Origin of the sequence: Corallococcus sp. RDP092CA, from assembly GCF_041903675.1 — a bacterium.
Taxonomy (GTDB): Bacteria; Myxococcota; Myxococcia; order Myxococcales; family Myxococcaceae; genus Corallococcus.
Genome location: NZ_JAYESI010000002.1, coordinates 343,332 through 368,360, shown reverse-complemented (window position 1 = coordinate 368,360; position 25,029 = coordinate 343,332). Strand labels below are relative to the sequence as shown.

Annotated in this window: 23 protein-coding genes; 15 read left to right on the top strand and 8 right to left on the bottom strand. The window is 70.4% G+C overall.

What is annotated here, in order from left to right; genetic code table 11:
• Window positions 1–104 precede the first annotated feature (104 nt).
• From U8525_RS03775 to U8525_RS03760, 4 genes are read left to right on the top strand one after another with little or no spacing between them, the layout of a single operon-like run.
• Window positions 105–1,430 (top strand): TolC family protein, encoded by a 1,326-nt coding sequence (locus U8525_RS03775; protein ID WP_374261269.1) that lies wholly within the window; start codon window positions 105–107, stop codon window positions 1,428–1,430.
• A 33-nt stretch (window positions 1,431–1,463) separates the two neighbouring features.
• The gene (locus U8525_RS03770; protein ID WP_374261266.1) at window positions 1,464–2,657 is read left to right on the top strand and encodes an efflux RND transporter periplasmic adaptor subunit; all 1,194 of its coding nucleotides are present in this window, start codon (window positions 1,464–1,466) and stop codon (window positions 2,655–2,657) included.
• A gap of 27 nt (window positions 2,658–2,684) precedes the next feature.
• The gene (locus tag U8525_RS03765; protein ID WP_374261264.1) at window positions 2,685–5,819 is read left to right on the top strand and encodes an efflux RND transporter permease subunit; all 3,135 of its coding nucleotides are present in this window, start codon (window positions 2,685–2,687) and stop codon (window positions 5,817–5,819) included.
• Between the two features lie 42 nt (window positions 5,820–5,861).
• Entirely contained in the window at window positions 5,862–6,659 is a 798-nt protein-coding gene (locus tag U8525_RS03760) for an alpha/beta fold hydrolase (RefSeq protein WP_374261261.1), read from the top strand.
• Here the strand turns inward: U8525_RS03760 and U8525_RS03755 are convergent.
• Together U8525_RS03755 and wecB are read right to left on the bottom strand one after the other, a co-directional pair.
• A complete protein-coding gene (locus U8525_RS03755) occupies window positions 6,656–7,645 on the bottom strand; it encodes an RluA family pseudouridine synthase (RefSeq protein ID WP_374261258.1) in 990 nt (329 codons plus the stop codon). The genes U8525_RS03760 and U8525_RS03755 overlap by 4 nt on opposite strands.
• 106 nt (window positions 7,646–7,751) lie before the next feature.
• Window positions 7,752–8,873: a non-hydrolyzing UDP-N-acetylglucosamine 2-epimerase gene (wecB, locus tag U8525_RS03750; protein ID WP_374261255.1), complete on the bottom strand. Its 1,122-nt coding sequence runs from the start codon at window positions 8,871–8,873 to the stop codon at window positions 7,752–7,754.
• A 104-nt stretch (window positions 8,874–8,977) separates the two neighbouring features.
• Here wecB and kdsB point away from each other — a divergent pair, with 104 nt between their 5' ends.
• Window positions 8,978–9,715, top strand: coding sequence for a 3-deoxy-manno-octulosonate cytidylyltransferase (kdsB, locus tag U8525_RS03745; protein WP_374261252.1), 738 nt, complete (start codon window positions 8,978–8,980; stop codon window positions 9,713–9,715).
• A 6-nt stretch (window positions 9,716–9,721) separates the two neighbouring features.
• Here the strand turns inward: kdsB and U8525_RS03740 are convergent, their stop codons facing one another.
• Window positions 9,722–10,570 carry an aldo/keto reductase gene (locus U8525_RS03740; RefSeq protein WP_374261249.1) on the bottom strand — a complete coding sequence of 283 codons (849 nt, stop codon included), beginning with the start codon at window positions 10,568–10,570 and terminating at the stop codon, window positions 9,722–9,724.
• Between the two features lie 115 nt (window positions 10,571–10,685).
• Between U8525_RS03740 and U8525_RS03735 the strand changes: the two genes are divergently transcribed.
• The 6 genes from U8525_RS03735 (at window position 10,686) to U8525_RS03710 (ending at window position 16,852) form a co-directional block, all read left to right on the top strand.
• On the top strand, window positions 10,686–12,455 hold the full coding sequence (locus tag U8525_RS03735) for an ABC transporter ATP-binding protein (RefSeq protein ID WP_374261246.1): 1,770 nt from the start codon (window positions 10,686–10,688) through the stop codon (window positions 12,453–12,455).
• 329 nt (window positions 12,456–12,784) lie between these two features.
• The gene (locus tag U8525_RS03730; protein ID WP_374261243.1) at window positions 12,785–13,018 is read left to right on the top strand and encodes a hypothetical protein; all 234 of its coding nucleotides are present in this window, start codon (window positions 12,785–12,787) and stop codon (window positions 13,016–13,018) included.
• Window positions 13,019–13,105: 87 nt separating this feature from the next.
• Window positions 13,106–14,746 (top strand): CTP synthase, encoded by a 1,641-nt coding sequence (locus U8525_RS03725; RefSeq protein WP_374261239.1) that lies wholly within the window; start codon window positions 13,106–13,108, stop codon window positions 14,744–14,746.
• Window positions 14,743–15,579 (top strand): 3-deoxy-8-phosphooctulonate synthase, encoded by an 837-nt coding sequence (kdsA, locus tag U8525_RS03720; protein ID WP_374261236.1) that lies wholly within the window; start codon window positions 14,743–14,745, stop codon window positions 15,577–15,579. Before U8525_RS03725 ends, kdsA begins: the two co-directional genes overlap by 4 nt.
• A gap of 23 nt (window positions 15,580–15,602) precedes the next feature.
• Window positions 15,603–16,178 (top strand): KdsC family phosphatase, encoded by a 576-nt coding sequence (locus U8525_RS03715; protein ID WP_374261234.1) that lies wholly within the window; start codon window positions 15,603–15,605, stop codon window positions 16,176–16,178.
• Between the two features lie 44 nt (window positions 16,179–16,222).
• Window positions 16,223–16,852 carry a response regulator gene (locus U8525_RS03710; RefSeq protein ID WP_043321054.1) on the top strand — a complete coding sequence of 210 codons (630 nt, stop codon included), beginning with the start codon at window positions 16,223–16,225 and terminating at the stop codon, window positions 16,850–16,852.
• 123 nt (window positions 16,853–16,975) lie between these two features.
• Here U8525_RS03710 and U8525_RS03705 read toward each other — a convergent pair whose 3' ends face one another.
• Both U8525_RS03705 and U8525_RS03700 read right to left on the bottom strand, forming a co-directional pair.
• A complete protein-coding gene (locus U8525_RS03705) occupies window positions 16,976–17,425 on the bottom strand; it encodes an Hsp20/alpha crystallin family protein (RefSeq protein WP_374261231.1) in 450 nt (149 codons plus the stop codon).
• A gap of 233 nt (window positions 17,426–17,658) precedes the next feature.
• The gene (locus U8525_RS03700) at window positions 17,659–17,853 is read right to left on the bottom strand and encodes a CPXCG motif-containing cysteine-rich protein (protein ID WP_374261228.1); all 195 of its coding nucleotides are present in this window, start codon (window positions 17,851–17,853) and stop codon (window positions 17,659–17,661) included.
• A gap of 82 nt (window positions 17,854–17,935) precedes the next feature.
• Between U8525_RS03700 and U8525_RS03695 the strand changes: the two genes are divergently transcribed.
• A complete protein-coding gene (locus tag U8525_RS03695) occupies window positions 17,936–18,790 on the top strand; it encodes a hypothetical protein (protein WP_374261226.1) in 855 nt (284 codons plus the stop codon).
• Window positions 18,791–18,807: 17 nt separating this feature from the next.
• Here U8525_RS03695 and serB read toward each other — a convergent pair whose 3' ends face one another.
• The 3 genes from serB to U8525_RS03680 form a co-directional block, all read right to left on the bottom strand.
• Window positions 18,808–19,998, bottom strand: coding sequence for a phosphoserine phosphatase SerB (serB, locus tag U8525_RS03690; protein WP_374261223.1), 1,191 nt, complete (start codon window positions 19,996–19,998; stop codon window positions 18,808–18,810).
• A 73-nt stretch (window positions 19,999–20,071) separates the two neighbouring features.
• Window positions 20,072–21,691 carry a serine/threonine-protein kinase gene (locus U8525_RS03685; protein ID WP_374261221.1) on the bottom strand — a complete coding sequence of 540 codons (1,620 nt, stop codon included), beginning with the start codon at window positions 21,689–21,691 and terminating at the stop codon, window positions 20,072–20,074.
• Between the two features lie 91 nt (window positions 21,692–21,782).
• Complete coding sequence (locus U8525_RS03680) at window positions 21,783–22,535, bottom strand: TIGR02266 family protein (protein ID WP_374261218.1); 753 nt, start codon at window positions 22,533–22,535, stop codon at window positions 21,783–21,785.
• Window positions 22,536–22,640: 105 nt separating this feature from the next.
• On the opposite strand from U8525_RS03680, the gene nuoE reads away from it, so the two are divergent.
• Genes nuoE through U8525_RS03665 form a run of 3 tightly spaced genes read left to right on the top strand, consistent with a single transcriptional unit; the run spans window position 22,641 to window position 25,016 of the window.
• The gene (gene nuoE, locus U8525_RS03675; RefSeq protein WP_374261215.1) at window positions 22,641–23,129 is read left to right on the top strand and encodes an NADH-quinone oxidoreductase subunit NuoE; all 489 of its coding nucleotides are present in this window, start codon (window positions 22,641–22,643) and stop codon (window positions 23,127–23,129) included.
• A 40-nt stretch (window positions 23,130–23,169) separates the two neighbouring features.
• Window positions 23,170–24,513: an NADH-quinone oxidoreductase subunit NuoF gene (gene nuoF / locus U8525_RS03670; protein WP_374261211.1), complete on the top strand. Its 1,344-nt coding sequence runs from the start codon at window positions 23,170–23,172 to the stop codon at window positions 24,511–24,513.
• Entirely contained in the window at window positions 24,510–25,016 is a 507-nt protein-coding gene (locus U8525_RS03665; protein WP_374261209.1) for an NADH-quinone oxidoreductase subunit J, read from the top strand. The genes nuoF and U8525_RS03665 overlap by 4 nt, the downstream gene beginning before the upstream one ends.
• Window positions 25,017–25,029: the final 13 nt, after the last annotated feature.

The following is a 25,029-nucleotide window of genomic DNA, read 5'->3' as shown; positions in this document are numbered from 1 at the left end:
TTTCTTGCAGTCGCGCGGCGTCGCATCCGCGCGGATTTGCTGGGGACAGGCCGGGCACACGGCTTGCGATGGAGGCCCTCCGGATTCTCACCGGAGCCTGCCGCTTGCGCCGTTCCCTCCCCGCCCTCTTCGCCCTCGGCACCCTGCTCGGTCTCACCGCCAGCGCCGAGCAGCGCCCCACCTCCTCCGCCACGCTGCTGCTCGCCGCCCTGCCGGACGAGGACGGGCTGGCGGAGCTCCTCTGGGAGCACTCCGCGGACTTCGCGGACGACCGCGCCCGCATCGCCGCGTCCCGGGCGGACCACCAGCGCGCGCACCTGCTGCCCAACCCGGAGCTGGACGTGTCGATGAACACCCTCCCCCTCGGGGACACGAACCCGCCGGGGCTGCGGCGGTTGGGCGACGTGCCCAACTACGTCGTGGGCCTGTCGGAGCTGGTGGAGCTGGGCAAGCGCGGACCGCGCCAGGACGCGGCGAAGGCGGCGCTCGCCGCCACGACGCTGGAGGTGCACGCCGCGCTCAGGGCCCGCACCTACGACGTGCTGGAGCGGGCGGCGGACGTGGCCAGCACGGAGGTGCGCATCGCGGAGCTGACGAAGCTCTCCGAGGACGCGCGGAAGCTCACGGACCTGCAACGCGCGAGGCAGCAGCACGGCGACGCGGCGGGGCTGGATGTGGACCGCTCCACGCTGGAGGCGCAGTCGCTGGAGACGTCGCTGGGCGAGGAGCAGGCGAAGCTGACGGACGCGCTCCTCGCCTGCGCGCAGCTCGCGGGCGTCCCGTGTGAGCCGTTCGGGAGCCATGAGCGGGCGATGTCCTTCCTCCAGGCGAGGCTCGACCAGGCGCCCGCGCCCGCCGCCATCGAGGCCCGCCCGGACCTGCGGGCCCTGGGCGCGCAGGAGGAGTCCGCGCGGTCCTCCCTGACGCTCGCGCGGCGCCGCTGGATCCCGGATCCGACCGTGCGCGCCGGCTACACGCGGGACCAGTTCGTCATCGCCGGCAACCAGAAGAACTCCCTCTTCGTGGGCCTGTCGATTCCCCTCCCCCTCTTCGACCACGGCCAGGCGGACGCGCACGCCGCCAGCGTCAGCGCCCGCTCCGCGAGGGCCGCCCGCGAGCAGCTCGCCGCCCAGGCCGAGCGGGAGACGGACGCGCTGACCCGGCAGCTGCGCGCGGTGCAGGAGCGCCGTCAGAAGCTGCACACGCAGACGCTGCCCCTGGCCGAGGGCGTGGTGCAGCGCCTGGACGCGGCGGTGAAGGCCGGAGGCGCGGCGTTGCAGGACCTGCTCCTCGCGCGCCGCACCTACGGAGAGCTGGTGCTGCACGCGGCCGACCTGGACCAGACCGCCTACCACCTCGCCATCGCCATCGCCCGCGCTAGCGCCGCCGGCCCGCGCGCGCCGGACACGCTGGCCGCTCCCCGCTCCTGAGCATCCCAACCCCCTTCCTGAGGGCCCCACGCCATGAACACCCCCGACACCTCCGCCGCCCCGACATCCACCTCCACCCCCTCGCGCCGCGCCCCGGTCTGGATGGCCTTCGCGGGCGCGGGCCTGCTGGGCGCCGGCGTCCTGCTCTACGCGCTGGCCCCCACGGACTCCGTCGCGGAGGGCGAGACCGCCATCCAGGGCCCCTCCGTGAACGGGGAGACGGTGCACCTGCCGGACGGCGCGCCGCAGTGGCACTACGTGCAGCTCGCCGTCGCCACCGAGGGCAGCGCCCTCACCCCGCTCCCCTCCCCCGCGCGAGTGCAGTTCGACGAGGCGCGCACCGCGTCCGTGGGGGCCCCGCTCGCGGGCCGCGTGGAGGAGGTGCGCGTGCGCCCCGGCGACCGCGTGAAGCTGGGAGATGACCTCTTCAGCGTGCGCTCCGGAGCCTTCGCGGAGCTGCTGCGCGAGCAGCGCGGCGCGGAGGCCGAGGTCGCGGAGAAGCGCCGCAACGTGGAGCGCCTCAAGGAGCTGGTGGCCCTGCGCGCCGCCCCGGAGAAGGACCTGCTCGCCGCGCAGACGGAGCTGCGCCAGGCCGAGCTCTCCCTGGAGGCCGCGAAGGCGAAGCAGGGCAGCCTCCGCGTCTCCTCCCGGGGAGAGAACCTCTTCTGGGTGAAGGCCCCGCGCTCCGGCACGGTGGTGGACCTGGACGTGGTGGCCAGCCAGGAGGTGACCCCGGACCGCGACAGGCCGCTCGTGCGGCTGTCGGACCTGGACGAGGTGCTGGTGGTCGCGGACCTCCAGGAGGCGGACGCGCTGGACATGACCCAGGGCCAGGACGTCACCGTCACCACGCGGGACGGCGTCGTCCGGGCCGGCAAGGTGGACCGCGTCTCCGAGGTGGTGGATCCGCTCCGCCACACCGTGGAGGTGCGGGTGCGCGTCCCCAACGGCGACCGCCGCTTCCGCCCCAACGCCTTCGTGGAGGTGACGCCCACGGCGCCGGAGGGCGTCAAGCGCGTGCGGGTCCCTGACAGCGCGGTGGTGACGGACGGCGCGCGCTCGGTGGTCTTCATCGCCCGCGACTCGAACCGCCTGGAGCGCGTCGCCGTGACGCCGGGCCGCCGCCGCGACGGCGAGGTGGAGCTGCGCGGCGGCCTCGCCTCCGGAGACCGCTTCGTCGCCCGGGGCGCGCTGCTCCTGGAGAACCAGATCGAGCTCGCGGACTGAGCCCCCTCGCCGCATCGAAAGACGCCCATGTTCGAAAAGCTCGTCGACTTCAGTCTGAAGAACCGCGCGGCGGTGGTGTTCCTCACGCTGCTGACCGCCATCTGGGGCTACTTCTGCTTCCGCGACCTCACCGTGGAGGCCTTCCCGGACCCCACCGACACGCAGGTCAACGTCATCACCCTCTATCCGGGTCAGCCGTCGGAGGAGGTGGAGCGCCAGATTGGCCTCCCGCTGGAGCGCGCCCTCAACGGCATCCCGGGCCTGACGCGCCTGCGCAACCTCTCCATGTTCGGCCTGTCGTTCGTCACGCTGAGCTTCAACGACAACACCGACGTGCTCTTCGCCCGCGCCCAGGTGCTGGAGCGCCTGCGCGACGCGGAGCTGCCGGAAGGCCTCACGCCGGCGCTGGGCCCGCTGGCGACGCCCATCGGGGAGATCTACCGCTACACGCTCAAGGGCGCGAAGGGCGACCCCATGAAGCTGCGCACCCTCCAGGACTGGGTGGTGCGGCCGGGCCTGCTGCGAGTGGACGGCGTCGCGGACGTCGTCAGCTACGGCGGCCTGCTCAAGGAGATCCACATCCAGCCGGACCCCGCCCGGCTCGCCGCGTTCGGCCTCACGCTGGACGACGTGGAGGACGCGCTGAAGGACGGCTCGGAGAACGCGAGCGGCGGCGTGCTGGAGCGAGGCTCCGAGCAGTTCGTCATCCGCAGCGAGGGCCTCTTCCACTCGCTGGACGACATCCGGGACGTGCGCGTGGCCACGCACGAGGGCACGCCCGTGTTCCTCAAGGACGTGGCGGACGTGAACGAAGGCTGGTCCCCCCGCCAGGGCGTGGTCAGCCGCGACGGCGACGGCGACGTGGTGCAGGGCATCGTGCTGATGCGCCGGGGGGAGAACCCGTCGGTCGTGCTCGCCCGCGTGCGAGACGCGGTGGCCGCGGTGAACGGCCGCCTCCAGGCGGACGACGCCCACATCGACCCGTTCTACGACCGCACGGACCTGGTGAACACGACGTTGCGCACGGTGGGCCACAACCTGCTGGAGGGCGCGCTGCTCGTCACGCTGGTGCTCTTCATCTTCCTGTTGGACCTGCGGGCCGCCATCGTGGTGGGCGTCCTGATTCCCCTCTCGCTGCTGGCGTCGTTCATCTACCTGAAGATGCGCGGCATGTCGGCCAACCTGCTGTCCATGGGCGCGGTGGACTTCGGCGTCATCGTGGACGGCGGCGTGGTCATCATCGAGAGCATCCTGGCGCGCATGTCCGGCCACCCGTTCGAGGCGGAGACACCGCTCGAGCGCATCCAGCGCGCGACGAAGGCGGTGGTGCGCCCCACGGTGTTCTCGCTGCTCATCATCATCGCGGCGTACCTGCCCATCTTCATGTTGCAGCGGGTGGAGGGCCGCATCTTCGCGCCCATGGCGAACACGGTGGTGGCGGCGCTCCTGGGCGCGCTCGTCTTCTCCGTCACGCTCATCCCGGTGCTGGCGTCGTTCGTCTACCGCAAGCCGGTGAAGCACAAGGAGTCCCCGGTGCTGCGCGCGGCGGACAAGGCCTACGGCCCGGTGCTGTCCTGGAGCCTCCAGCACCCGGCCATCGTGGTCGCGGTGTGCACGGCGGGCCTGCTCTGCGCGGGGGCGCTCGTCCCGCGCATGGGCAGCGAGTTCCTCCCCGCGCTCAACGAAGGCAGCCTCTACCTGACCTTCACCATGCCCTCGAACATCTCCCTGTCGGAGGGCCGCAAGCTGGTGCCGCGCATCGAGAGCCTGCTGCGCCAGGCGCCGCAGGTGGACGGCGTGCTCAGCCAGCTGGGCCGCCCGGAGGACGGCACGGACGCGAAGCTCACCAACAACCTGGAGTTCTTCGTGAAGCTCAAGCCGCCCGCGGAGTGGCCCAGGAGCACGCCCCGGCTGGACGACGTGCTGGAGTTCCTCCAGCGCTCCGTGTCGGAGGTGCCGGGCATGGAGGTGAGCTTCAGCCAGCCCATTGGCGACAACGTGAACGAGAGCATCAGCGGCCAGCAGGGCCAGCTGGCGGTGAAGCTCTTCGGCGACGACCTCCAGGTGCTCCAGGAGTACTCCCAGAAGGTGAAGCGCACGCTGTCGAAGGTGGACGGCGTCGCGGACCTGGGCATCGTGAAGAGCGGCGAGGTCCCCAGCATCCAGGTGACGCCGGACCGCAAGGCGCTGGCCCGCCACGGCATGTCGCTGGGCGACTTCCAGCACGTCTTCCAGACGGCGGTGGGCGGCCGGCCGCTCAGCGAGTTCTGGGAGGGCGAGCGCCGCTTCGACGTGGTGATGCGCCTGCCCATGTCCAGCCGCGACGACGTGGAGAAGATCTCCCGCCTGCGCGTGCCCGTGGAGGGCGGCGTGCTGGTGCCGCTGAGCGAGCTGGCCCAGGTGAAGACGGGCTTCGGCCGCGCCTCCATCAACCGCGAGAACGGCCGGCGCTACATCGGCGTGCGCATGAACGTGCGAGGCCGGGACCTGGGCTCCTTCGTGAAGGACGCGCAGGCCCTGGTCCAGCAGGAGGCCCCGCCCCCGCCGGGCACGAGCGTCGAGTGGGGCGGCGAGTTCGAGAGCAAGGAGCGCGCGATGGACCGGCTCCTCACGGTGCTCCCGGTGGCGCTGGTGCTCACGCTGCTGTTGCTCTTCAAGGCGTTCAACTCGTTTGGCCGCGCGGTGGTGACGCTGCTCAACGTGCCCTTCGCGCTGATGGGCGGCGTGTTCGGCCTGTCCTGGGCGGGCATGCCGCTGAGCGTGGCGGCGGCGGTGGGCTTCATCGCGCTCATCGGTCAGGCGGCGCTCAACGGCGTGCTGGTGATGAGCGCCATCGCGGAGCGCCGCGAGGCCGGCGAGTCCCTGGACGACGCCATCCTCCACGGCAGCCGCGAGCGCCTGCGCCCGGTGCTGATGACCGCGGCGCTGGCGGCGCTGGGCCTGGTGCCGGCGTGCTTGAGCAGCGGCATCGGCTCGGAGATGCAGAAGCCCCTGGCCATCGTCATCGTGTCCGGGACCCTCTCCGCGTGCGCGCTGACGCTGGTGCTCCTGCCGGTGCTCTTCCGCATCTCCGCCCGCTTCACGGAGCAGGTCGTGGACCGGATGCCGCCGCAGCTGCTGCGCGTGGTGCCGGGAGCGAAGAACCTCCGCAAGGCAGGCTGATTGAGCTTCCCTTGCGAGGCCGGGGCAGGCAGGAACAGGCCCATGGCGACCTGGCTGAGTGGAGTCTGCGAGACCAACGGCATCAACCTCCACTACCTCCGGACCGGAGGCGCCAACCCTCCCGTCGTGCTGCTCCATGGGCTGATGGGGAGCGGCGCCTGCTGGACTCCCGTGGCGCGCGTGCTCGAAGGTGGGTTCGACGTCGTCATGCCCGACGCCAGAGGGCACGGCGGTTCGAGCACGCCGCGCCACGGCTACCGGTACGACGATCACGCGAGCGACGTCGAGGGCCTCATCCGGGGCCTGGAGCTCTCGAGTCCGGTGCTGCTGGGCCACTCGATGGGCGGCATGACCGCCGCGGTGGTGGCGAGTCGAGGGGCGGCGGGCCTGCGCGGCGTCATCCTGGTCGACCCGACGTTCTTGAGCCCCGAGCGCCAACGCGAGGTGCACGCCAGCGACGTCGCTGAACAACACCGCCGGGCGCTCGGCTTGAGCAGGTCCGACCTCGTCGCGCAGGCCCTGGCCCGACACCCGCATCGCCCGCCCGAGATCATCGAGCTCCAGGCCGAGGCGCGACTGGAGACCCGCCTGGAGGCCTTCGACGTCCTCACGCCGCCCAACCCCGGGTACCGCGACGTGGTGCGCGCGATGGACGTCCCGCTCCTCCTCGTCATTGGGGACAGCAGCCCCGTCGTCACGCTGGAGATGGCAACGGAGCTGCGGGGCCTCAACCCGCGCGTGCGCATCGAGCAGGTACGGGACGCCGGCCACGGCCTCCCGTTTGACCAGCCCGAGCGCCTGGCGGAGCGGGTCGCGTCGTTCCTGCGTGAGCTGGCCTAGGGAGCCTTCCCGGCGATGAAGTCCTTCAAGTCGTCGGGGAGCGGCGACGCGAAGGTGACGGTCTCCCCGGTGCCCGGGTGCGGGAACGTGATGCGCTCCGCGTGGAGCGCGTGGCGGGGCAGCCGCAGCCGGGCCCACGCCTCCGGCTCCAGCGCGTGCTTGCTGAAGCGGTCGAAGTACCCGGGGTCCGGCCCGTACATCTTGTCCCCCACCAGCGGGAAGCCCGCCTCGCGCAGGTGGACGCGGATCTGATGCTGCCGCCCCGTCTCCGGGAAGCAGCGCAGCAGCGCGAACGGCGCGCCGTCATGCGTGAAGCGCTGAAGCACCTGGAAGCGGGTCCGGCTGGGCTTGCCCACCACCGGGTCGATGCGCACGGCGATGCGGATCAGGTCCGTCCCCTCCGCGATGGGCGCGTCCACGACGAAGGTGTCCTCGGCGGGCTGGCCCTCGCACAGCGCCAGGTACTCCTTGTGCACGTCACGCGACAGGAACAGCCCCCCCAGCACACGGCAGGACTCGGTGGTGCGGCCGCACACCACCAGCCCGCTCGTCTCGCGGTCCAGCCGGTGCGCGGGCTCCGCGAAGCGCTCCCCGAAGCGCTCGCGCAGGAGCGTCACCAGCGTGCCCTTGTGGTAGCGCGCGGTGGGGTGGATGGGCAGCCCCGCCGGCTTGTCCAACACCAGCAGCCAGTCATCCGAGAAGACCACGGGCAGCGCGGTGGGCGTCGCGGGCTCCTGGCTCGCGGGGCGGCGGATCCGGAAGGTGAGCCCCGGGTACACGGGCGTGGAGGGCTTGAGCCGGTACTCGTCGCACAGCACGCCGCGCAGGATGATGCCGCGCACGCGCTCCAGGTCCATGCGGCGGATCTTCTCGCAGAGGTAGCGGTCCAGCCGCCACCCCGCGTAGTTCGGCTCCACGACGAACGGGATGTCGACGTAGCCGTCGGGCAGGTCCGGAGCAGGAGCGGGAGCGGCGTCGTCACGCATGGCGGACCCGACGCTCTACCACGCTTTGAAACACGAAGGCCGCCCGGCCCCCGCGCGCGAAGACGCGAGCACCCGGCGGCCTGGCTGCTTCACGGACGCGTCCGGCTCACCCGAAGGCGCGCTTCGTCTGCACGCCCAGGAAGCGCGCGTACAGGTCCGCGATGCGCTCGCCCGTGCGGCCGTCCCACAGCTCCGGCACCCGGCCCTTCTTGAAGTTCCCGGACAGCACGCGGTTCGCGGCCTCGCGGATGCGCGCGGGGTCGGTGCCCACCACCTCGTTGGAGCCCACCTCCACGGTGATGGGACGCTCGGTCTGCTCGCGCATGGTGAGGCACGGCACGTTCAGCGCCGTGGTCTCCTCCTGGAGGCCCCCCGAGTCCGTCATCACCAGCTTCGCCTGCGACGTCACGGACAGGAACTCCAGGTAGCCCATGGGGTCCACCAGCTTGAGCCCCGGCGTCTGCTCCAACTGTTCGCCCAGCCCCTGCTCGGCGATCATCTTCCGGGTGCGCGGGTGCACCGGGAACACGACGGGCAGCTGCTTCGCCACGTCCATCAGCACGCCCAGCAGGCCCGACAGCAGCTTCGGGTTGTCCACGTTGGACGGGCGGTGCAGCGTCGCCACCACGTAGCCCTTCGGCGTCAGGCCCAGGTGCTTCAGCGTGGGCAGCTGGTCGGCCCTCTCCTTGGACGACAGGAGCGAGTCGATCATCACGTTGCCCACCAGGTGGATGTGCTTCGGGTCGATGCCCTCCCTCAGCAGGTTCGCGTCCGCGTCGCGCGACGGCGTGAGCAGCAGGTCGGAGAGCCGGTCGGTGACGACGCGGTTGATCTCCTCCGGCTGGTGCCGCTCGAAGCTGCGCAGCCCCGCCTCCACGTGGGACAGCGGAATCGCCAGCTTGGACGTGACGAGCGCCGCGGCGATGGTGCTGTTCACGTCGCCCACCACGGAGACCAGGTCCGGCTTCTCCTGGAGGAAGACCTTCTCCAGCTCCACCATCATCTTCGCCGTCTGCTCGGCGTGGCTCCCGGAGCCGATGCCCAGGTGGATTTCAGGCGGAGGCAGCCCCAGGTCCGCGAAGAAGACGTCGCTCATCTTCGCGTCGTAGTGCTGGCCGGTGTGGATGACGAGCTGCCGCAGGGACGCGCGCGCGGAGATGGCCCGATGGATGGGTGCCACCTTCATGAAATTGGGGCGCGCGCCAACGATGTGGATGACCTTCTTCATGTCGCCCGGAAGCTAGGCATGGCACGGATTCTGGCCAGTGGTGGGAGCCGTGCAGCCCCCTCCCGGTCGCGGCGGGACGTCCTGAATCTGATAGATGCCGCCCCATGCCCGCCTCCCACACCGTGGCCGTCATCCCCGCCCGCCATGCCAGCACCCGCTTCCCTGGCAAGCCGCTCGCCCTCATCGCCGGCACCCCCATGGTCGAGCACGTCTGGCGCCGCTGTCAGGAGGCCCACGCCTTCGACGAGGTGTGGGTGGCCACGGACGACGCGCGGATCCGCGACGTCGTGGAGGGCTTCGGCGGCAAGGCGGTGATGACCAGCCCCGCCTGCCCCACCGGCACGGACCGCATCGCGGAGGTCGCCCGCGCCCGCCCGGACGTGGAGGTGTGGGTGAACGTGCAGGGGGACGAGCCGCTCGTGGACCCCGCCGCCCTCAAGGTGCTGTCGGACCTCTTCCAGGACGAGTCCGTCCACATGGGCACGCTGGTGCGCCCCCTGGACGCGGAGGAGGTGGACAACCCCAACGTGGTGAAGGCCGTGCTCGCCCTCAACGGCGACGCGCTCTACTTCAGCCGCGCCGCGGTGCCGCACGCCCGCGACCCCGGCACGGCCGTGCGCCGCTGGGCCCACCTGGGCCTCTATGGCTACCGGCGCGACACGCTGCTCCAGCTCGCCTCGCTCAGCCCCACCCCGCTGGAGGAGGCGGAGAAGCTAGAGCAGCTGCGCGCCCTGGAGCACGGCCTGCGCATCCGCTGCGCCAGCGTGTCCTGGCGCACCGTGGCGGTGGACGTGCCGGAGGACGTGGCCCGCGTGGAGGCCGTGCTGCGCCAGCGCGGCTGACCGGGCTCAGATGACCGGCAGCTCGCCCGGGTCGTCGCCCCTGGGGAAGGCCTCGTCGATGCGCTGGAGCTCCTCCTTCGTGAGCTTCAGCGAGGCCGCGCCCGCGTTGTCGCGCACGTGCGCCACGTCGCTCGCCTTGGGGATGGCGAACACCGACGGCCGGCGCACGAGGAACTGGAGCGCCACCTGGAAGGGCGTCGCGCCGTGCGCCTTCGCGATGGACGCCAGCACCTTGCCGCCCGCGCTGGTGGGCGAGGGGAACTGCCCGTTGCCGAACGGGCTGTAGGCCACCACCGCCACGCCCTGCGCCTCGCACCACGGGATGACCGCGTGCTCGATGGCGCGCTCCTCCAGGTGGTACAGCACCTGGTTGCACGCGATGCGCCCCTTGCCCGCGAGGGCCTGCACCTCCTCCAGGTCCTCCACCCCGAAGTTGCTCACGCCCCAGGAGCGGATCTTCCCCGCCTTCACCAGCGCCTCGAAGGCCGCCACCGTGCCCTCCAGCGGGTGCGCCCCGGGCCAGTGCAACAGGTAGCAGTCCAGCCGGTCCGTGCCGAGCCGCCTCAGGCTGCGCTCACAGGCGGCCACCGTGCCCTCCCGCGTCGCGTTGGAGGGCATCACCTTGGAGACGAGGAACACCTCGTCGCGCCGGCCCTCGATGGCCTTCGCCACCAGCGCCTCCTCCACCCGCCCCTGCCCGTAGAGCTCCGCGGTGTCCAGGTGCGTGAGCCCCAGGTCCAACCCGGCGCGCAGGGCCTGGACGACGGACTTCGGGTCGTCCCCCTCCATCTGCCAGGTGCCCTGTCCGATGACGGGCACCGCCACCCCGGTGTTGCCAAAGACGCGCGTCTCCATGGCCCCTCCTCACGTGGAACGGCCCTGGAATACCACCCAGGCCTCCCGCCTGCATCCCGGCCCTGCGGACGCGGTCCGGGCTGCACGTCCCGCGACAGTCCGGTAGGCTCCGCCGGTGCCTCCCTCCGTCACCGCTCCGACACGTCAACGTGCCTCCGGGGTCACCATCCGCCGCCTGCTGGCGCTGGCCCGCCCTGAACTGGGCACGCTGCTGTTCGCCACCGTCTTCCTGTTCATCAGCAGCGCCGCCAGCCTAGTCTACCCCCAGGGCGTCCGGATCCTCGTCGACGAGGCCCTCAACGCGAAGAACCGCGACCTCATCGACAAGGCCGCGCTCGTCATGCTGGCCGTCTTCCTGGTCCAGGGCGTGGCCACCGCCCTGCGCTTCTATCTCTTCGCCGCCGCCGGCGAGCGCGTGGTCATGCGCCTGCGCCATGACTTCTTCCGCAGCCTCATGAACCAGGAGGTGGCCTTCTTCGACACGCACCGCACCGGAGAGCTCACCAGCCGGCTCGCCTCCGACACCACCGTGCTCCAGAACACGGTGAGCGTGAACATCTCCCAGGGGCTGCGCAACGCGGTGCAGGTCCTGGGCGGCATCGTGCTGCTCTTCTACACCTCGCCCTCGCTCACCTTCCTGATGCTCGCCATCGTCCCGGTCGTCGCCGTGGGCGGCATGGTCTACGGCCGGCGCGTGCGCGGGCTGTCGCGCAACGTGCAGGACGCGCTCGCCAAGGCCAGCGAGGTCGCCGAGGAGAGCCTGTCCGGCATGCGCACCGTGCGCTCCTTCGCGGCGGAGGCGTCCGAGGTCGCGCGCTACGGCAGCACCGTGCGCCACGCCTACGAGGTCGCCCGCCACCGCGCGCGCCAGTCCGCCGCCTTCATGGGCGGCGCCTCCAGCGCGGGCTACATCGCCGCGGTGGTGGTGTTCTGGTACGGCGGCCGGCTGGTGGTGGACGGCGAGCTCTCCGTGGGCGCCCTCACCTCGTTCCTCATCTACACGATGCTCGTGGCCGTCTCCCTGGGCTCCCTGGCGGACCTCTGGGCGGACTTCATGCGCGCCTCCGGCGCCGCCGAGCGCGTCTTCGAGCTGATGGACCGCCCGCCCGCCATCCCCACCAACGAGGGCGAGCGCCCCGCCACCGTCGAGGGCCGCGTGGAGCTGCGCGGCGTGCACTTCGCCTACCCCACGCGCCCGGACGTGCCGGTGCTCCAGGGCATCGACCTCACCGTCAACGCCGGCGAGGTCGTCGCCGTGGTGGGCTCCTCCGGCGCCGGCAAGTCCACGCTCGCCGCCCTCCTGTCCCGCTTCTATGATCCGCTCCAGGGCCAGCTGCTCCTGGACGACCGCCCCCTGAAGTCCCTGGACCCGGACTGGCTGCGGCGCCACGTGGGCATGGTCGCCCAGGAGCCCCTGCTCTTCTCCTGCTCCATCGCGGACAACATCCGCTACGGCCGGCCGGACGCCACCGACGCGCAGGTCGAGGCCGCCGCCCGGGCCGCGAACGCCCACGACTTCATCCAGCGCTTCCCGGACGGCTACCGCACGGAGGTGGGCGAGCGCGGCGTGCAGCTCTCCGGCGGCCAGAAGCAGCGCGTGGCCATCGCGCGGGCCGTGCTCAAGGACCCGCGCATCCTCATCCTGGACGAGGCCACCTCCGCCCTGGATTCAGAGAGCGAGCACCTGGTGAAGGACGCCCTGGACCGGCTGATGCAGGGCCGCACCACGCTCATCATCGCCCACCGCCTGTCCACCGTGGCCAACGCCCAGCGCGTGCTGGTGATGGAGCACGGCCGCGTGGTGCAGAGCGGCACCCACTCCGCCCTCATGACGCAGGACGGCCTCTACCGCCGCCTCGTGGAGCGCCAGGTCGTCGCCGCCTGAACGCTCGTTCCCTGGACAGGCCGCACCTGTCCCCCGGGTTCCATGGCGCGAAATGAAGGCGCGCATTATCTCTGCTGCCGCAAGAAAGGAGGTGATGCCTTGAACGACAGCATGATCAAGGCGTCTGCCTCCGTCGCGGTGGCCTGCTAGCGCAGGGCCGCCCGGCGGAAAGCCGACGCTCGCGGTAACGAGTCGCCCCCGTCCTTGCCGACGGGGGCGACTTTTTTCGTCCCCCGACCCACCGGGAATGTCCTGTCCACCCACCGGTTCGAGGCCGCCGGGGGGAAGCGCCATCCACGACCGTCGGGGTCGCCTGCCGGAGAACTGCCGTGTCCATCACGCCATGCCCCATCCCGCTGCCTTCCGCCCTCCGTGATGAAGAGACGGTGGACGACCAGCGCAATCTTTTTTGTCCCAACTACGACGCCTGCCTGCACCAGGTCGTGAAGAAAGGCTGGGAGGGCTGGAGTTGCCGGGGGTGTGACCTGCGCCACTTCCGCGTGGGCCAGCCCACCGCCCAGCAGTTCGCGGTCGCCCGCCCTAGCGGTTGGGACGCGCAGTGAAGGGCTGAGCTCGCGGGGCGGGACCAGCCGGCCGTCCGTGCGTCAGAGAATATTTGACGCCCCCTGGCCCTCTTGGCAGGAAGGGACATGCGCTCCAAGAAAACCAAGTTCATCTTCGTGACGGGCGGCGTGGTCAGCTCGCTGGGGAAGGGACTGGCCTCCGCATCCATTGGCGCCCTCCTCGAGAACCGCGGGCTGGACATCACCCTCATCAAGCTGGATCCGTACATCAACGTGGATCCGGGCACGATGAGCCCCTTCCAGCACGGCGAGGTCTTCGTCACCGAGGACGGTGGCGAGACCGACATGGACCTGGGCCACTACGAGCGGTTCACCCACGCCCGGATGAGCCGCCTCAACAACTTCACCTCCGGCCGCATCTACAACGCGGTCATCACCAAGGAGCGCCGGGGGGAGTACCTGGGCAAGACCGTCCAGGTGATTCCGCACATCACGGACGAGATCAAGGCCAGCATCCGCCAGGCCGCCCAGGACGTGGACGTCGTCATCGTGGAGGTCGGCGGCACGGTGGGCGACATCGAGTCCCTGCCCTTCCTCGAGGCCATCCGCCAGATGCGCTACGACGTGGGCAGCCAGAACGCCGTCTACATCCACCTGACGCTGCTGCCGTACATCGGCGCCGCGGGTGAGGTGAAGACCAAGCCCACGCAGCACTCGGTGATGAAGCTGCGAGAGATCGGCATCCAGCCGGACTTCCTCCTGTGCCGGACGGACCGGGAGATCTCTCGCGAGCTGAAGGACAAGATCGCCATGTTCTGCAACGTGGACAACGGCAACGTGTTCACGTCCCCGGACGTGCGCAGCATCTACGAGCTGCCCCTGGAGCTGCACCGCCAGGGCCTGGATGAGCGGCTGGCGGAGGTGCTCAACATCTGGAGCCGCGCGCCCCACCTGGAGAAGTGGGAGACCATCACCCGGAAGATCTACGAGCCCGCACGCGGCGAGGTCACCGTCGCCATCGTGGGCAAGTACGTGAACCTCACGGAGAGCTACAAGAGCCTCAACGAGTCCCTGCTCCACGGCGGCATCGCCAACGACGTGCGCGTGAAGCTGCGCTTCGTGGACAGCCAGGACGTGGAGGCGCAGGGGACGGAGAAGATGCTCGCGGGCGTGGACGCGGTGCTCGTGCCCGGCGGCTTCGGCGTGCGCGGCACGGAGGGGAAGATCGCCGCGGTCCGCTACGCGCGTGAGAACAAGCTCCCCTTCTTCGGCATCTGCCTGGGCCTCCAGATGGCCGTGGTGGAGTTCAGCCGCACCGTGCTGGGCCTCAAGGGCGCCAACAGCCTGGAGTTCGACGAGCACACCGCCCACCCCGTGGTGACGCTCATGGAGAGCCAGGTGAAGGTGCAGGACAAGGGCGGCACCATGCGCCTGGGCAGCTACGCGTGCGCGCTCAAGCCCGGCACCGTCGCGCACAGGCTCTACGGCCAGGACGCCATCCAGGAGCGCCACCGCCACCGCTACGAGGTCAACAACGCCTACCGCGGCCGCCTCCAGGAGGCCGGGCTGGTCATCTCCGGCCACAACCCGGAGCTGAACCTGGTGGAGATGATCGAGCTGACGGACCACCCGTACTTCGTCGGCTGCCAGTTCCACCCCGAGTTCAAGAGCAAGCCCTTCGCCCCCCACCCCCTCTTCTCCGGCTTCATCGGCGCGGCGCTCGCCCAGCGCGACGCCGCCCAGGGCCAGGCCCCGGTGCGCTCGTGAGCAACGCCCCCTCCATCGAGCTGTGCGGCCACAAGGTCGGCCCCGGCCAGCGCCTCTTCGTCATCGCCGGCCCGGACAGCATCGAGTCCGAGGAGATGGCCCTGCGCCACGCCCACCTCCTCAAGGGCATCACCGCCCGGCTCGGCGTCCCGTATGCCTTCAAATGTTCCTATGACAAGGCCAACCGGACGAGCGGCAAGTCGTTCCGTGGCCCGGGTTTGAAGGAAGGTCTGAGAATCCTGGACCGCGTGCGACGGGAGGTGGGAGTGCCCGTTCTCACGGACGTCCATGAAACCAGCCACGTCGGGCCTGCCGCTGAAGTCGTGGATATCATCCAGATACCGGCGTTCCTCTGCCGGCAGACGGACCTCGTGGAGGCAGTGGCCCGCTCGGGCAAGGGGGTGAACTTGAAGAAGGGACAGTTCGTGGCCCCCAAGGACATCGTCCACTCGGCCCGGAAGGCCGTGGAGGCGGGCAACCCCAACGTCCTCGTCACCGAGCGGGGCTCCTCCTTCGGCTACAACAACCTCGTCGTGGACATGCGCGGCTTCGCCCAGATGCGCGAGGCCGGCCTCGTGGTCTGCATGGACGCGACCCACGCAGTGCAGTTGCCCAGCTCCAGCGACGGCAAGACGGGCGGGGAGCGACGATTCGTCTCGCTGCTTGCCCGCAGCGCCGCCGCCGCCGGGATTGACGCTTTATTCACAGAAGTCCACGAAGACCCCGACCGTGCCCTGTGTGACGGTCCGTGCTCGCTCAATCCACAGATGTTCGAGGACGTGGTACGAGATGTGCTCAGCATCCGCCGCGCGCTGGGTCACGAAGCCAGTTGATGGACGCGAAAGGTGAGGAGGCCATGCAGCCGGAAGCGCCTTCCAAGCCGGGCAAGGAAGAGCTGACGTCCCGTGCGTCGCGCGTGCGGTTGCTCGTGTTCGACGTGGATGGCGTCCTCACCGACGGCGCCCTGTACTACGGCGACACCGGCGAGGTGATGAAGCGCTTCAACGTGAAGGACGGCCATGCGCTCGTCATGGCCCGGCTGGTGGGCCTGCCCGCCGCCATCCTCACCGCGCGCTCGTCCCGCATCGTCGAGGCGCGAGGCCGGGAGCTGGGCCTCGCCGCCATCTTCCAGGGCCGCAAGCAGAAGGGCCCCGCCCTCCTGGAATTGCTCGCCCAACTCCAAATCCCCGCAAACGAGTGCGCGTACATGGGAGACGACCTCAACGACCTGGACCCCATGTCACTCTCTGGGCTTTCGGCCTGTCCGGCGGATGCTGTTCCTGAGGTGCGCCAGGAAGCGGACTTCGTTACGACGAACGTGGGCGGTCACGGAGCCGCCCGTGAGCTTGTGGAGCTGTGCCTCCGTGCCAGTGGCCGTTGGGAAGACGCCGTGGGTCTGATGAGAAGCACAGAGAAACGCAGCACGTCGTAGGGTGGGTTGATCAAACCCCGCATTCAAGGTAGGTGTTTATTTCCATGGCTAGTGGAACGATGCAGTCCGAGGGGAGTACGGCGATGACGGACCAGCTCTACACGACGCACGACATCAGTCGGTTGCTTCAGGTGGACCCGTCGACGGTGAGCAAGTGGATTGACCGCGGCATCCTGATGGCGTTCCGCACGCCGGGTGGCCACCGCCGGGTGCGTTCGACGGACCTGCGCACCTTCCTGGTCACCCACCAGATGCCCGTGCCCGAGGAGCTGGGCAGCAGCACGGTGCGCCTGCTCGTCGTGGACGACGAGCGCCCGGTGCTGGACGCCATCAAGCGCGCGTTCAAGCCGCACGCGAACCAGGTGGAGCTCCAGACGACCACGAGCGGCGTGGAGGCCCTGCTGCTGGTGTCGGAGCAGAAGCCGCACGGGATGATCATCGACCTCAACATGCCGGACATCGACGGCATCGAGGTCTGCAAGCGCATCCGCGCGCGCAAGCAGATGGAGGGCGTGCGCCTCATCACCATGACGAGCAATCACACGCCCGACGTGGTGGAGCAGTCCAAGCAGGCCGGCGCGGTGGCGTGCCTGGCCAAGCCGCTGGACGTGACGCAGGTGATGGAGCTGTTCCGGGTGCCGCTGGCGCTCAACACCAGCGCTGCTCGCAAGTGAGGGGACGGGGGCTTCCGCCGGCCACCGCGGAAGCCCTCGGGTCGCAAGGCTGCTTGCGGGAGTCGCCGCGCCTCGCGGTCGCGAGGGCAGCGGCCTCCCTGACGGGGTGTTGCCGCATGGGCATCAACCCTGGACCTTCACCTCGACGACGCGGGGCTTGGTCTCCTCGCGGCGCGGCAGGGTGAGGGTGAGCACGCCATTGTCGTAGCGGGCCTCCACGCGGGCCGAGTCCACCGTCTCCGGCAGGCGGAACTGGCGCGCGTACACGCCCGGGGCGCGCTCCTGGCGCCGCAGGGTGCTGCCCTCCGGCAGCGCGTCCTCCTTGCGCTCGGAGCGCACGGTCAGCACGCCGTCTTCCACCTTCACCTGGATGGCCTTGGCGTCGTGGCCCGGCAGGTCCACGCGCAGCGTGATGCCGGACTCGGCCTCCACGATGTCCGCCGCGGGCGTGACGGTGCGCTCGGCGTCGTTGCGGACGCCCGGCGAGGCCAGCTCGCGGAAGAGGAAGTCGAAGTCGCGCAGCAGCGGGTGGGCAACGGCGGCGTTGTTGAAGGGGTGGCGAGCGTTCAGCATGGTCTTCTCCTGTTCGTGTCGCCCTCGCGGACGCACGGTGTGCGGGTTCACGGTCGTTGTTGAATCGGGCGGCCGGGACCTCGTCTCCGAGGGCGCCCGGCAGCGCCTCACAAGACTCAAGAGAACCATGCTTCGGGACGTGTCAAGGAACGGCCCCGGCCGCCCTCGCGCCGCCCAGCGCGCCCCCGCGCCCGCCCGCCTGCCCTCCTGCCAGCGGGCCACCGCCCGGGCGGTCAGTCGTCGTCGCGGCCCAGGGCGACGACGGGGCCGTCCTCGTCCCGGGTGACGCGCACCTGCCAGGGGCGGCAGCAGACGGGGCAGTCCTCCACGTAGGACTCGGAGGAGGCGCCCAGCGAGTCCACGTCGACTTCGACCTCCTCACCGCAGTACGGGCACATCTGGGTGGCGGCGTCCGCGAACGGCTGCATGGTCCAGGCCTCCTTGCCCTCAAGGCATGTTCATCGACGTGGACTGAGCGTCCGCGCCATCAGACGCTAGAATCCCCATCCCATGGCTCCCCCTTCCCGGAATCGCATCGCGGACATCCTCGTCAAGGCGCGCGTCATCGACGAGCTGCAGCTACGCAGCGCGCTCGCGTCGTTGGACCAGTGGGGCGGGCGCGTGTCGCGCGTCGTCGCGGACCTGGGGCTGGCGTCCGAGGAGACCATCACCCAGGCCATCTGCCAGGGCCTGGGAATGCCGCGCGTGCAGCTGGGCAACCTGACGAAGGACTCGGCCGCGCTCACGCGCGTGGACGTGGGCCTGGCGGAGCAGAAGGGCATCTTCCCCGTGCAGCTCAAGGACAACGGGAAGACGCTGGTGCTGGCCATGGCCGACCCCACGGACCTGGCCACGTTGGATCAGGTCGCGGCGCGCAGCCGCGCCCGCGTGGTCCCCATGGTGGCGGGCGACCGTGAAATCGAGCACGCCATCCTGCGCCACTACCGCGGCCAGGAGCCCGTGGAGAAGAAGCGCTTCAAGCCCGACACGGCGAAGCAGCAGGACGCGGGGGAGCTCCCGGAGGAGGAGGAGTTCAAGGTCGTGGACATGAGCGGCAAGACGGTCGTCAAGCGCATCAGCGACATCGTCGACCCGAACGCCGCGCCGCCCGCCGCCCCGCCACCCGCCGCGCGCGCGGCCCCCGCGCCCGCCGCGAGCTCCAGCTCCAGCGCCTCGGACATCCTGGATGAAATCCTCGCGGGCGGCGCGCCCACCTCCGAGTGGACCGAGGAGGACCTCGCCCGCCTGCAGACGGTGCAGCAGAACCAGGAGAAGAGCTCCAAGATCCTGCGCGCCCTCTTGGAGCTCGTCTTCGAGAAGGGCCAGGTGCAGCAGCGCGAGCTGGCCGCGCGCATGCGCCTCTGAGGGCCTGCCGGCGGTCTTCAGCCCACCTCGCGCAGCTCGCGCGCGGTGAGCCCCAGCAGCGTGAGGATGGTGTCCAGCCCGCCGGCGGAGATGGACGTGTCGGCGGCCTCACGGAGCTTCGGCTTGGCGCGGAAGGCGATGCCCAGCCCCGCCTTCTCCAGCATCAGCAGGTCGTTGGCGCCGTCGCCCACGGCGATGACCTGCTCCAGGAGGACGCCCTCCTGCTTCGCCAGCGTCTCCAGCAGCTCCGCCTTGCGGCGCGCGTTGACGATGGTGCCCACCGTGCGGCCGGTGAGCTTCCCGTCCCGCACCTCCAGCGCGTTGGAGTACGCGAAGTCGATGCCCAGCCGCTGCTGGAGCGCCTCCGCCGCCACGGAGAAGCCGCCGCTGATGACGGCGGTGCGGTAGCCCAGGCGCTTGAGCACGCGGATGAGCGTCTCCGCGCCCTCCGTGAGCGGCAGGCTCGCGGCCAGCTCGTGCAGCACGCGCGCGTCCAGCCCCGCGAGCAGCGCCACGCGCTGGCGCAGGGACTCGTCGTAGTCCATCTCCCCGTGCATCGCGCGCTCGGTGATGGCGGCCACCTGCGCGTGGACGCCGTACGCCCGCGCCAGCTCGTCGATGACCTCGATGCGGATGAGCGTGGAGTCCATGTCCATCACCACCATCCGCTTGCCGCGCCGGTAGAGGCTCTCGCGCTGGAGGGCCACGTCGAACGTGGGGCTCGCCATGGACAGCGCCAGCAGCGCGCGCTTGAGCGCCGCCGTGTCGGCGGCCGGAGGCAGCGTGACGTGCAGCTCCACCGCGGCGAGCGGCGTCTCGCTCAGCCGGGTGATGCGCTCCACGCGCGCGTGGCCCTCCGCCAGCTGCCGCGTCAGCGCGTGCACGTCCTGCACGCCCAGCGCCTTGCCCACCGCGGTGACGACGTAGCGCAACGGCGCCGGCCCCGGCGGCGCGGCGGGCGGAGGCACCGCGCGCACGTCCACCGTGACGCCCAGCTCGCGGGCCAGCTCGGGGAGCGCCTGGAGGGACGCGCCCTCCGGCAGGCGCACCCACAGCGCCAGGGTGAGCAGGCCCTGCACCACCACCTGCTCCACGTCGAGCAGCTCCGCGCCCGCTTGCGCGAGCAGGCCGGTGAGGCGGGCGGTGGTGTCGGGGCCGTCCCTGCCGGTGACGGTGAGGAGGACGCTGTCAGAGGAGCGCGTGTGCATGACGCACCGCACTCTGACAGGTCCATGCGGGCACGGGCGAGCCTCGCGAGGAGCCCGCCCGCCCGGCCAACGGCTACTCCTGCGGCTCCGACGACAGGATGAGCGCGCCGCGGTCCAGGTACTCGCGCTCCGGGAAGGCCTTGTAGAAGTCCGCCAGCATCGCGTCCACGTCCGGGTAGCGCTGCTCGCGCCGGTCCTGCGTGGCCTTGTCGAAGAGCTGATCCAACCCGCTCGGCGCCTCCGGGTTCACCTCGGAGGGCAGCGGCGAGCGGCGGCCCGGAATCTGACCGGTGAACATCTCGTAGAGCAGGATGCCCAGGGCGTACACGTCCGCAGACGGGCCCGCCTCCTGGACGCCCTTGTTCATCAGCTCCGGCGCCATGTAGACCATGCCGCCCGTGCCCACGAACACCTGGGGCATGCCCTTGGTGGCGTCCACCTCCACCACGCGGCTCATGCCGAAGTCCGCGAGCTTCGCGTTGCCGTAGGCGTCGAAGAGGACGTTCTCCGGCTTGATGTTGTGGTGGGTGAGCCCCGCCGCGTGCGCGGCCTTCAGGCCGTAGGCCAGCTGCAGGAAGGTGCGCAGCGCGTGCGGCACGTCAATGCCCTTGCCGCCGGCCGCCTCCAGCCGCTCCTTCAGGCTGCCGCGCATCAGCTCCACCACGAAGTAGGGCCGCCCCGAGTCCACGTTCTGGTCGAGGATCTGCACCACGCCCGGGTGGCGCACCTGCGCCTGCGCGCACAGCTCCTTCTTGAGGCGCTTGAGGACCTCACCGCGCTGCAGGAAGGAGAAGTAGCCGAAGATGTCCTTCAGCTCCTTGATGCAGATGTCCAGCCCCAGCGCGTTGTAGCGGCCCTTGAAGACCGTGCCCAGCGGCCCCGTGCCAATGGGGTCGAACTTCTGGTAGCGCAGATCCAGGTCGCTGGCGCCCTTCGCGGCGACGGCCTGGGGAACCGGGGCTGCGGGGGCGGGGGTCGTGGCGGGAGGGGGCATCGGAGCGGGCGCGGCGGCGAGCGGAGGGGTGATGATGAGCGGTTGGGACGCGCTGGGAGCCGGCGCGGTCACCACGGCGGGCTGGGGAGACGGCGGCAGCCCGATGAAGGTCTCCCGGCGTCCCTCCGCCGGGCCTTCCGAGCGGGGCGGCGCGATGGGCGCCGGGGCGGCGGGCTGCATCTGCGTCGCGGCCTGCCCCAGGTCCAGCGCCGGCATCGCCACGCGCTGCGTGCGCGACGGCGGCACGGGCGGCGGCCCCACCGGGGGAGCGGCCCCGGCCGCGGAGGATGGATCCACCTCCGTCTCGTCCAGGAGCAGCTCCGGCGGCGGCGGCGGGACGCTCATCGGCTCGTCCTCGTCCAGCGGGCGGCCGATGTGCGTGGCGTCCTCCGCCGGCAGGAGCTGATCCGCGAAGAAGTCGTCGACCTCGGACGCGAACCGGTCCTGCAGGTCCCCCTCCACCACCCGCTCCCCCTGTTCGGTGAGCTTGAGCTGGGCCTCGCGGTCCATGGCGATGTAGTGGAACTTGCGCAGGAAGAAGAAGTAGCTGTCGAACTCCAGCGAGACGGACGGCTCGAGGGCGGCCTTCACGTCGGCCAGCTTGTTCGAGCGTCCCAGGCGGCCGTTCTCCCGCAGATTCTGCAGGATGAGCAGCGCCTCGCCACTGACGGTGTCACGATGGATGGCGGGCTTCGTCATGGGTGCGCGGGACTCTACGCGGCACCCGCCCGGCGCTTCAACGTCTGGCGCATCTTATAGGAGGCGCGGGCAGCGCCGGGCCCCGGCCGCCCTACCGGATGCGCAGGAGCTGCTTGACCGTCTCCAGCACCTCCACGAACCGCACGGGCTTGCGCAGGTAGATGTCCACCCCCAGCTGCATCGCCCGCTCCTGGGCCTCCTTGCCGCCCGCGGAGATCGCGATGACCGGGATGCCCTTGAGCTCCTCCTCCTCGCGGATGCGCTCCACCAGGGCGAAGCCGTCCATCACCGGCATGTAGAGGTCCAGCATCACCAGGCTGAAGCGATCCTCGCGCAGCCGCAGCAGGGCGTGGTGGCCGTCCGGGGCGAAGTGGACCTCCAGCGGGACCTTGCCGTGCAGGTCGTTGCTCGCGAGCTTCTTCAGCACGTAGCTGTACATCTCGATGATGTGGGGGTTGTCCTCGACGATGAGCACACGGTACCCGTCCTGCTCCGAGGGGGTCACCGCGCTGTCGTTGGGTCCCGCCGCACTCAAGATCTCACCCAGTCGCCGCCGGTCCTGCTCGCGCTCCACACGAATGCCCACGCCGCCCGGCTGATCCGGGGCGGCGATGCGCACCCACGCCACCGTCCCCGCGACTTCTACCGGATCCAGCAGTCCCGGGAAAGAAAGAGCAAGCCGCAGTTCATCCCCCACCGCGAAGAGCTGCTCGGTCTGGACGAAGAGGCCTCCGGCGGAGAGGTTTTCCGTCACGTCCCGCAGCGGCCGACCGTGGGCGTAGTCCACCCGCAGGATGGTGGGGACACGAGGGTGCTGCCGCTGGTCCGCAGGGTCCAAGCTCATAACAAGGGGTTGAAATCGCTCGGTAATTTGCTGAGCGCGGCCCAGTCTACCGCCGAGGGTTTATGTTGACAACGAAGCCATTGCGGCAATACGTACCGGCCCGCCATGGCGGAGCCCCTGTTCACTCCTGAAGAGCAGAAGAAGTTCGACGCGGGGATCGCGGAAATCCTCTCGCACTACCCCTCTGATCGCAAAAGCGCCGGCATGCTACCCGCGCTGCGCCTGCTGCAGGACCTCAAGGGGTGGTTGCCTCCCGAGGGCCTTCGGCTGGTGGCGAAGAACCTGGAAGTCACGCCGGAGCGCGCCTACGAGGTCGCCAGCTTCTACGTGATGTACCACCTCAAGAAGCCGGGCAAGTACGTCATCGACGTCTGCACGAACCTCTCCTGCTCGCTGTGGGGCGCGGAGAAGATGCTCGCGTACCTGGAGCAGAAGCTGGGCCTGACCGCCGGGGAGACGAACGAGAAGTTCACCCTGCGCGAGACGGAGTGCCTGGCGTCCTGCGGGACGGCGCCCTGCCTGCAGATCAATGAGGATCACCACGAGCGCCTGACCCAGGCGAAGCTGGACGCCATCCTGGCCCGGCTGTCGTGAGTCGCCCCTCCTCTCCCTTGCTTTCCTAGGACGTTCATCCATGGCCTCTACGGCAAAGGCGGTCGAACCCGTCATCTCGGCGGCCTGGGGCAAGCCCCAGTCCTGGACCCTCGACAGCTACCGCTCGCGCGGCGGCTATGACGGCCTCAGGCGCGCGCTCACGATGGAGCCCGCCGCCATCATCGACGAGGTGAAGAAGTCCAACCTGCGCGGCCGTGGCGGCGCGGGCTTCCCCACGGGCATGAAGTGGAGCTTCGTCCCCAAGGACAGCCCCAAGCCCAAGTACCTGGCCGTCAACGGCGACGAGTCCGAGCCGGGCACCTTCAAGGACCGCTACATCCTGGAGAACGACCCGCACATGATGCTGGAGGGCATCGCCATCGCGTCGTACGCGCTGGGCGTGCACACCTGCTACGTGTACCTGCGCGGCGAGTTCAAGTTCCAGGCGCAGCGCACCCAGGCGGCCATCGACGAGGCCTACAAGGCCGGCATCTTCGGCAAGTCGCTGATGGGCAAGGACGGCTACGAGCTCAACTGCTACCTCGTCCGCGGCGCGGGCGCGTACATCTGCGGTGAGGAGACGGCGCTCCTGGAGTCCCTGGAGGGCAAGAAGGGCTGGCCCCGCCTGAAGCCTCCCTTCCCCGCGGTGGTGGGCCTGTTCGGCAGCCCCACGGTGGTGAACAACGTGGAGACGCTCGCCAGCGTGCCGCCCATCCTCGCCAAGGGCGCGGAGTGGTACGCGAAGCTGGGCACGGACAAGTCCGGCGGCACGCACCTGGTGTGCCTGTCCGGCTCCGTGAACCGCCCCGGCGTCTACGAGGTGGGGATGCACACCACCATCCTGGAGCTGATCCACGACGACCAGTACGGCCAGGGCATGCCCAAGGGCCGCAAGGTCAAGGCGGTCATCCCGGGCGGCTCCTCGGCGCCGGTGCTGGGCGCGGACGAGTTGGACGTGGCGCTGGAGTTCGAGGCGCTGAAGATGAAGCAGACGATGGCCGGCTCCGGCGGCGTCATCGTGATGGACGACGCCACCTGCATGGTGCGCAGCCTCTGGCGCGTGGCCCGCTTCTACGCGGAAGAGTCCTGCGGCCAGTGCACCCCGTGCCGCGAGGGCACGCCCTGGCAGACGCGCCTCCTGCGCAAGATCGAGGAAGGCCGCGCGGAGATGAGCGACATCGACATGCTGTCGAACGTCGCCTCCTCCATCGCGCCCTACCCGCCCATCGGCCTGGGCAACACCATCTGCGCGCTGGGTGACGCGGCGGCGCTGCCCACGCACTCCTTCCTCATGCGGTTCCGGGACGAGTTCGAGGCTCACGTGCGCGAGCACCGCTGCCCTTACGGTGACCACCCCTGGGGTTCCTTCGGAGACTGGTCTTGAACATCGAATTGGTCCTCTTCGGCGTTTTCGCCGTCATGACGCTGCTGTCGGCGGGGCTGGTCATCAGCGCGCGGAGCCCCATCAACTCCGCCATGGCCCTGGTGTCGACGTTCTTCTTCCTGGCCGGCATCTACGTGCTGCTCTGGGCGCACACGGTGGCCGCGGTGCAGGTGCTCGTCTACGCGGGCGCCATCATGGTGCTCTTCCTCTTCGTCATCATGCTGCTCAACCTGGGTGACGCCCCCCACCGCGGAAAGCCCTCGGCGACCCGGTTCCTGGGCGGCGCCTCCGCGCTGGGCCTGCTGGCCGTGCTGGGCGTGACGCTGGGCCGGCTGGACGCGCTGCCCGCGCCCATGGGAGCCCAGCAGCAGGCGACGTTCGGCACCATGGCGGCCATCGGCGAGACCATCTTCACCGCCTGGCTGCTGCCCTTCGAGGCGGTCAGCCTGCTCCTGCTGGTGGCCATGGTGGGCGCGGTGGTGGTGGCCAAGTCCCGCATCTGACCCTCGCGACCTT

Coding starts and splice junctions, on each gene's coding strand:
- U8525_RS03770 (WP_374261266.1), top strand. CDS start 1,464: ATGAACACCCCCGACACCTCCGCCGCCCCGACATCCACCTCCACCCCC.
- U8525_RS03765 (WP_374261264.1), top strand. CDS start 2,685: ATGTTCGAAAAGCTCGTCGACTTCAGTCTGAAGAACCGCGCGGCGGTG.
- U8525_RS03760 (WP_374261261.1), top strand. CDS start 5,862: ATGGCGACCTGGCTGAGTGGAGTCTGCGAGACCAACGGCATCAACCTC.
- U8525_RS03755 (WP_374261258.1), bottom strand. CDS start 7,645: ATGCGTGACGACGCCGCTCCCGCTCCTGCTCCGGACCTGCCCGACGGC.
- wecB (WP_374261255.1), bottom strand. CDS start 8,873: ATGAAGAAGGTCATCCACATCGTTGGCGCGCGCCCCAATTTCATGAAG.
- kdsB (WP_374261252.1), top strand. CDS start 8,978: ATGCCCGCCTCCCACACCGTGGCCGTCATCCCCGCCCGCCATGCCAGC.
- U8525_RS03740 (WP_374261249.1), bottom strand. CDS start 10,570: ATGGAGACGCGCGTCTTTGGCAACACCGGGGTGGCGGTGCCCGTCATC.
- U8525_RS03725 (WP_374261239.1), top strand. CDS start 13,106: ATGCGCTCCAAGAAAACCAAGTTCATCTTCGTGACGGGCGGCGTGGTC.
- U8525_RS03715 (WP_374261234.1), top strand. CDS start 15,603: ATGCAGCCGGAAGCGCCTTCCAAGCCGGGCAAGGAAGAGCTGACGTCC.
- U8525_RS03710 (WP_043321054.1), top strand. CDS start 16,223: ATGGCTAGTGGAACGATGCAGTCCGAGGGGAGTACGGCGATGACGGAC.
- U8525_RS03705 (WP_374261231.1), bottom strand. CDS start 17,425: ATGCTGAACGCTCGCCACCCCTTCAACAACGCCGCCGTTGCCCACCCG.
- U8525_RS03700 (WP_374261228.1), bottom strand. CDS start 17,853: ATGCAGCCGTTCGCGGACGCCGCCACCCAGATGTGCCCGTACTGCGGT.
- U8525_RS03695 (WP_374261226.1), top strand. CDS start 17,936: ATGGCTCCCCCTTCCCGGAATCGCATCGCGGACATCCTCGTCAAGGCG.
- serB (WP_374261223.1), bottom strand. CDS start 19,998: ATGCACACGCGCTCCTCTGACAGCGTCCTCCTCACCGTCACCGGCAGG.
- U8525_RS03685 (WP_374261221.1), bottom strand. CDS start 21,691: ATGACGAAGCCCGCCATCCATCGTGACACCGTCAGTGGCGAGGCGCTG.
- U8525_RS03680 (WP_374261218.1), bottom strand. CDS start 22,535: ATGAGCTTGGACCCTGCGGACCAGCGGCAGCACCCTCGTGTCCCCACC.
- nuoE (WP_374261215.1), top strand. CDS start 22,641: ATGGCGGAGCCCCTGTTCACTCCTGAAGAGCAGAAGAAGTTCGACGCG.
- nuoF (WP_374261211.1), top strand. CDS start 23,170: ATGGCCTCTACGGCAAAGGCGGTCGAACCCGTCATCTCGGCGGCCTGG.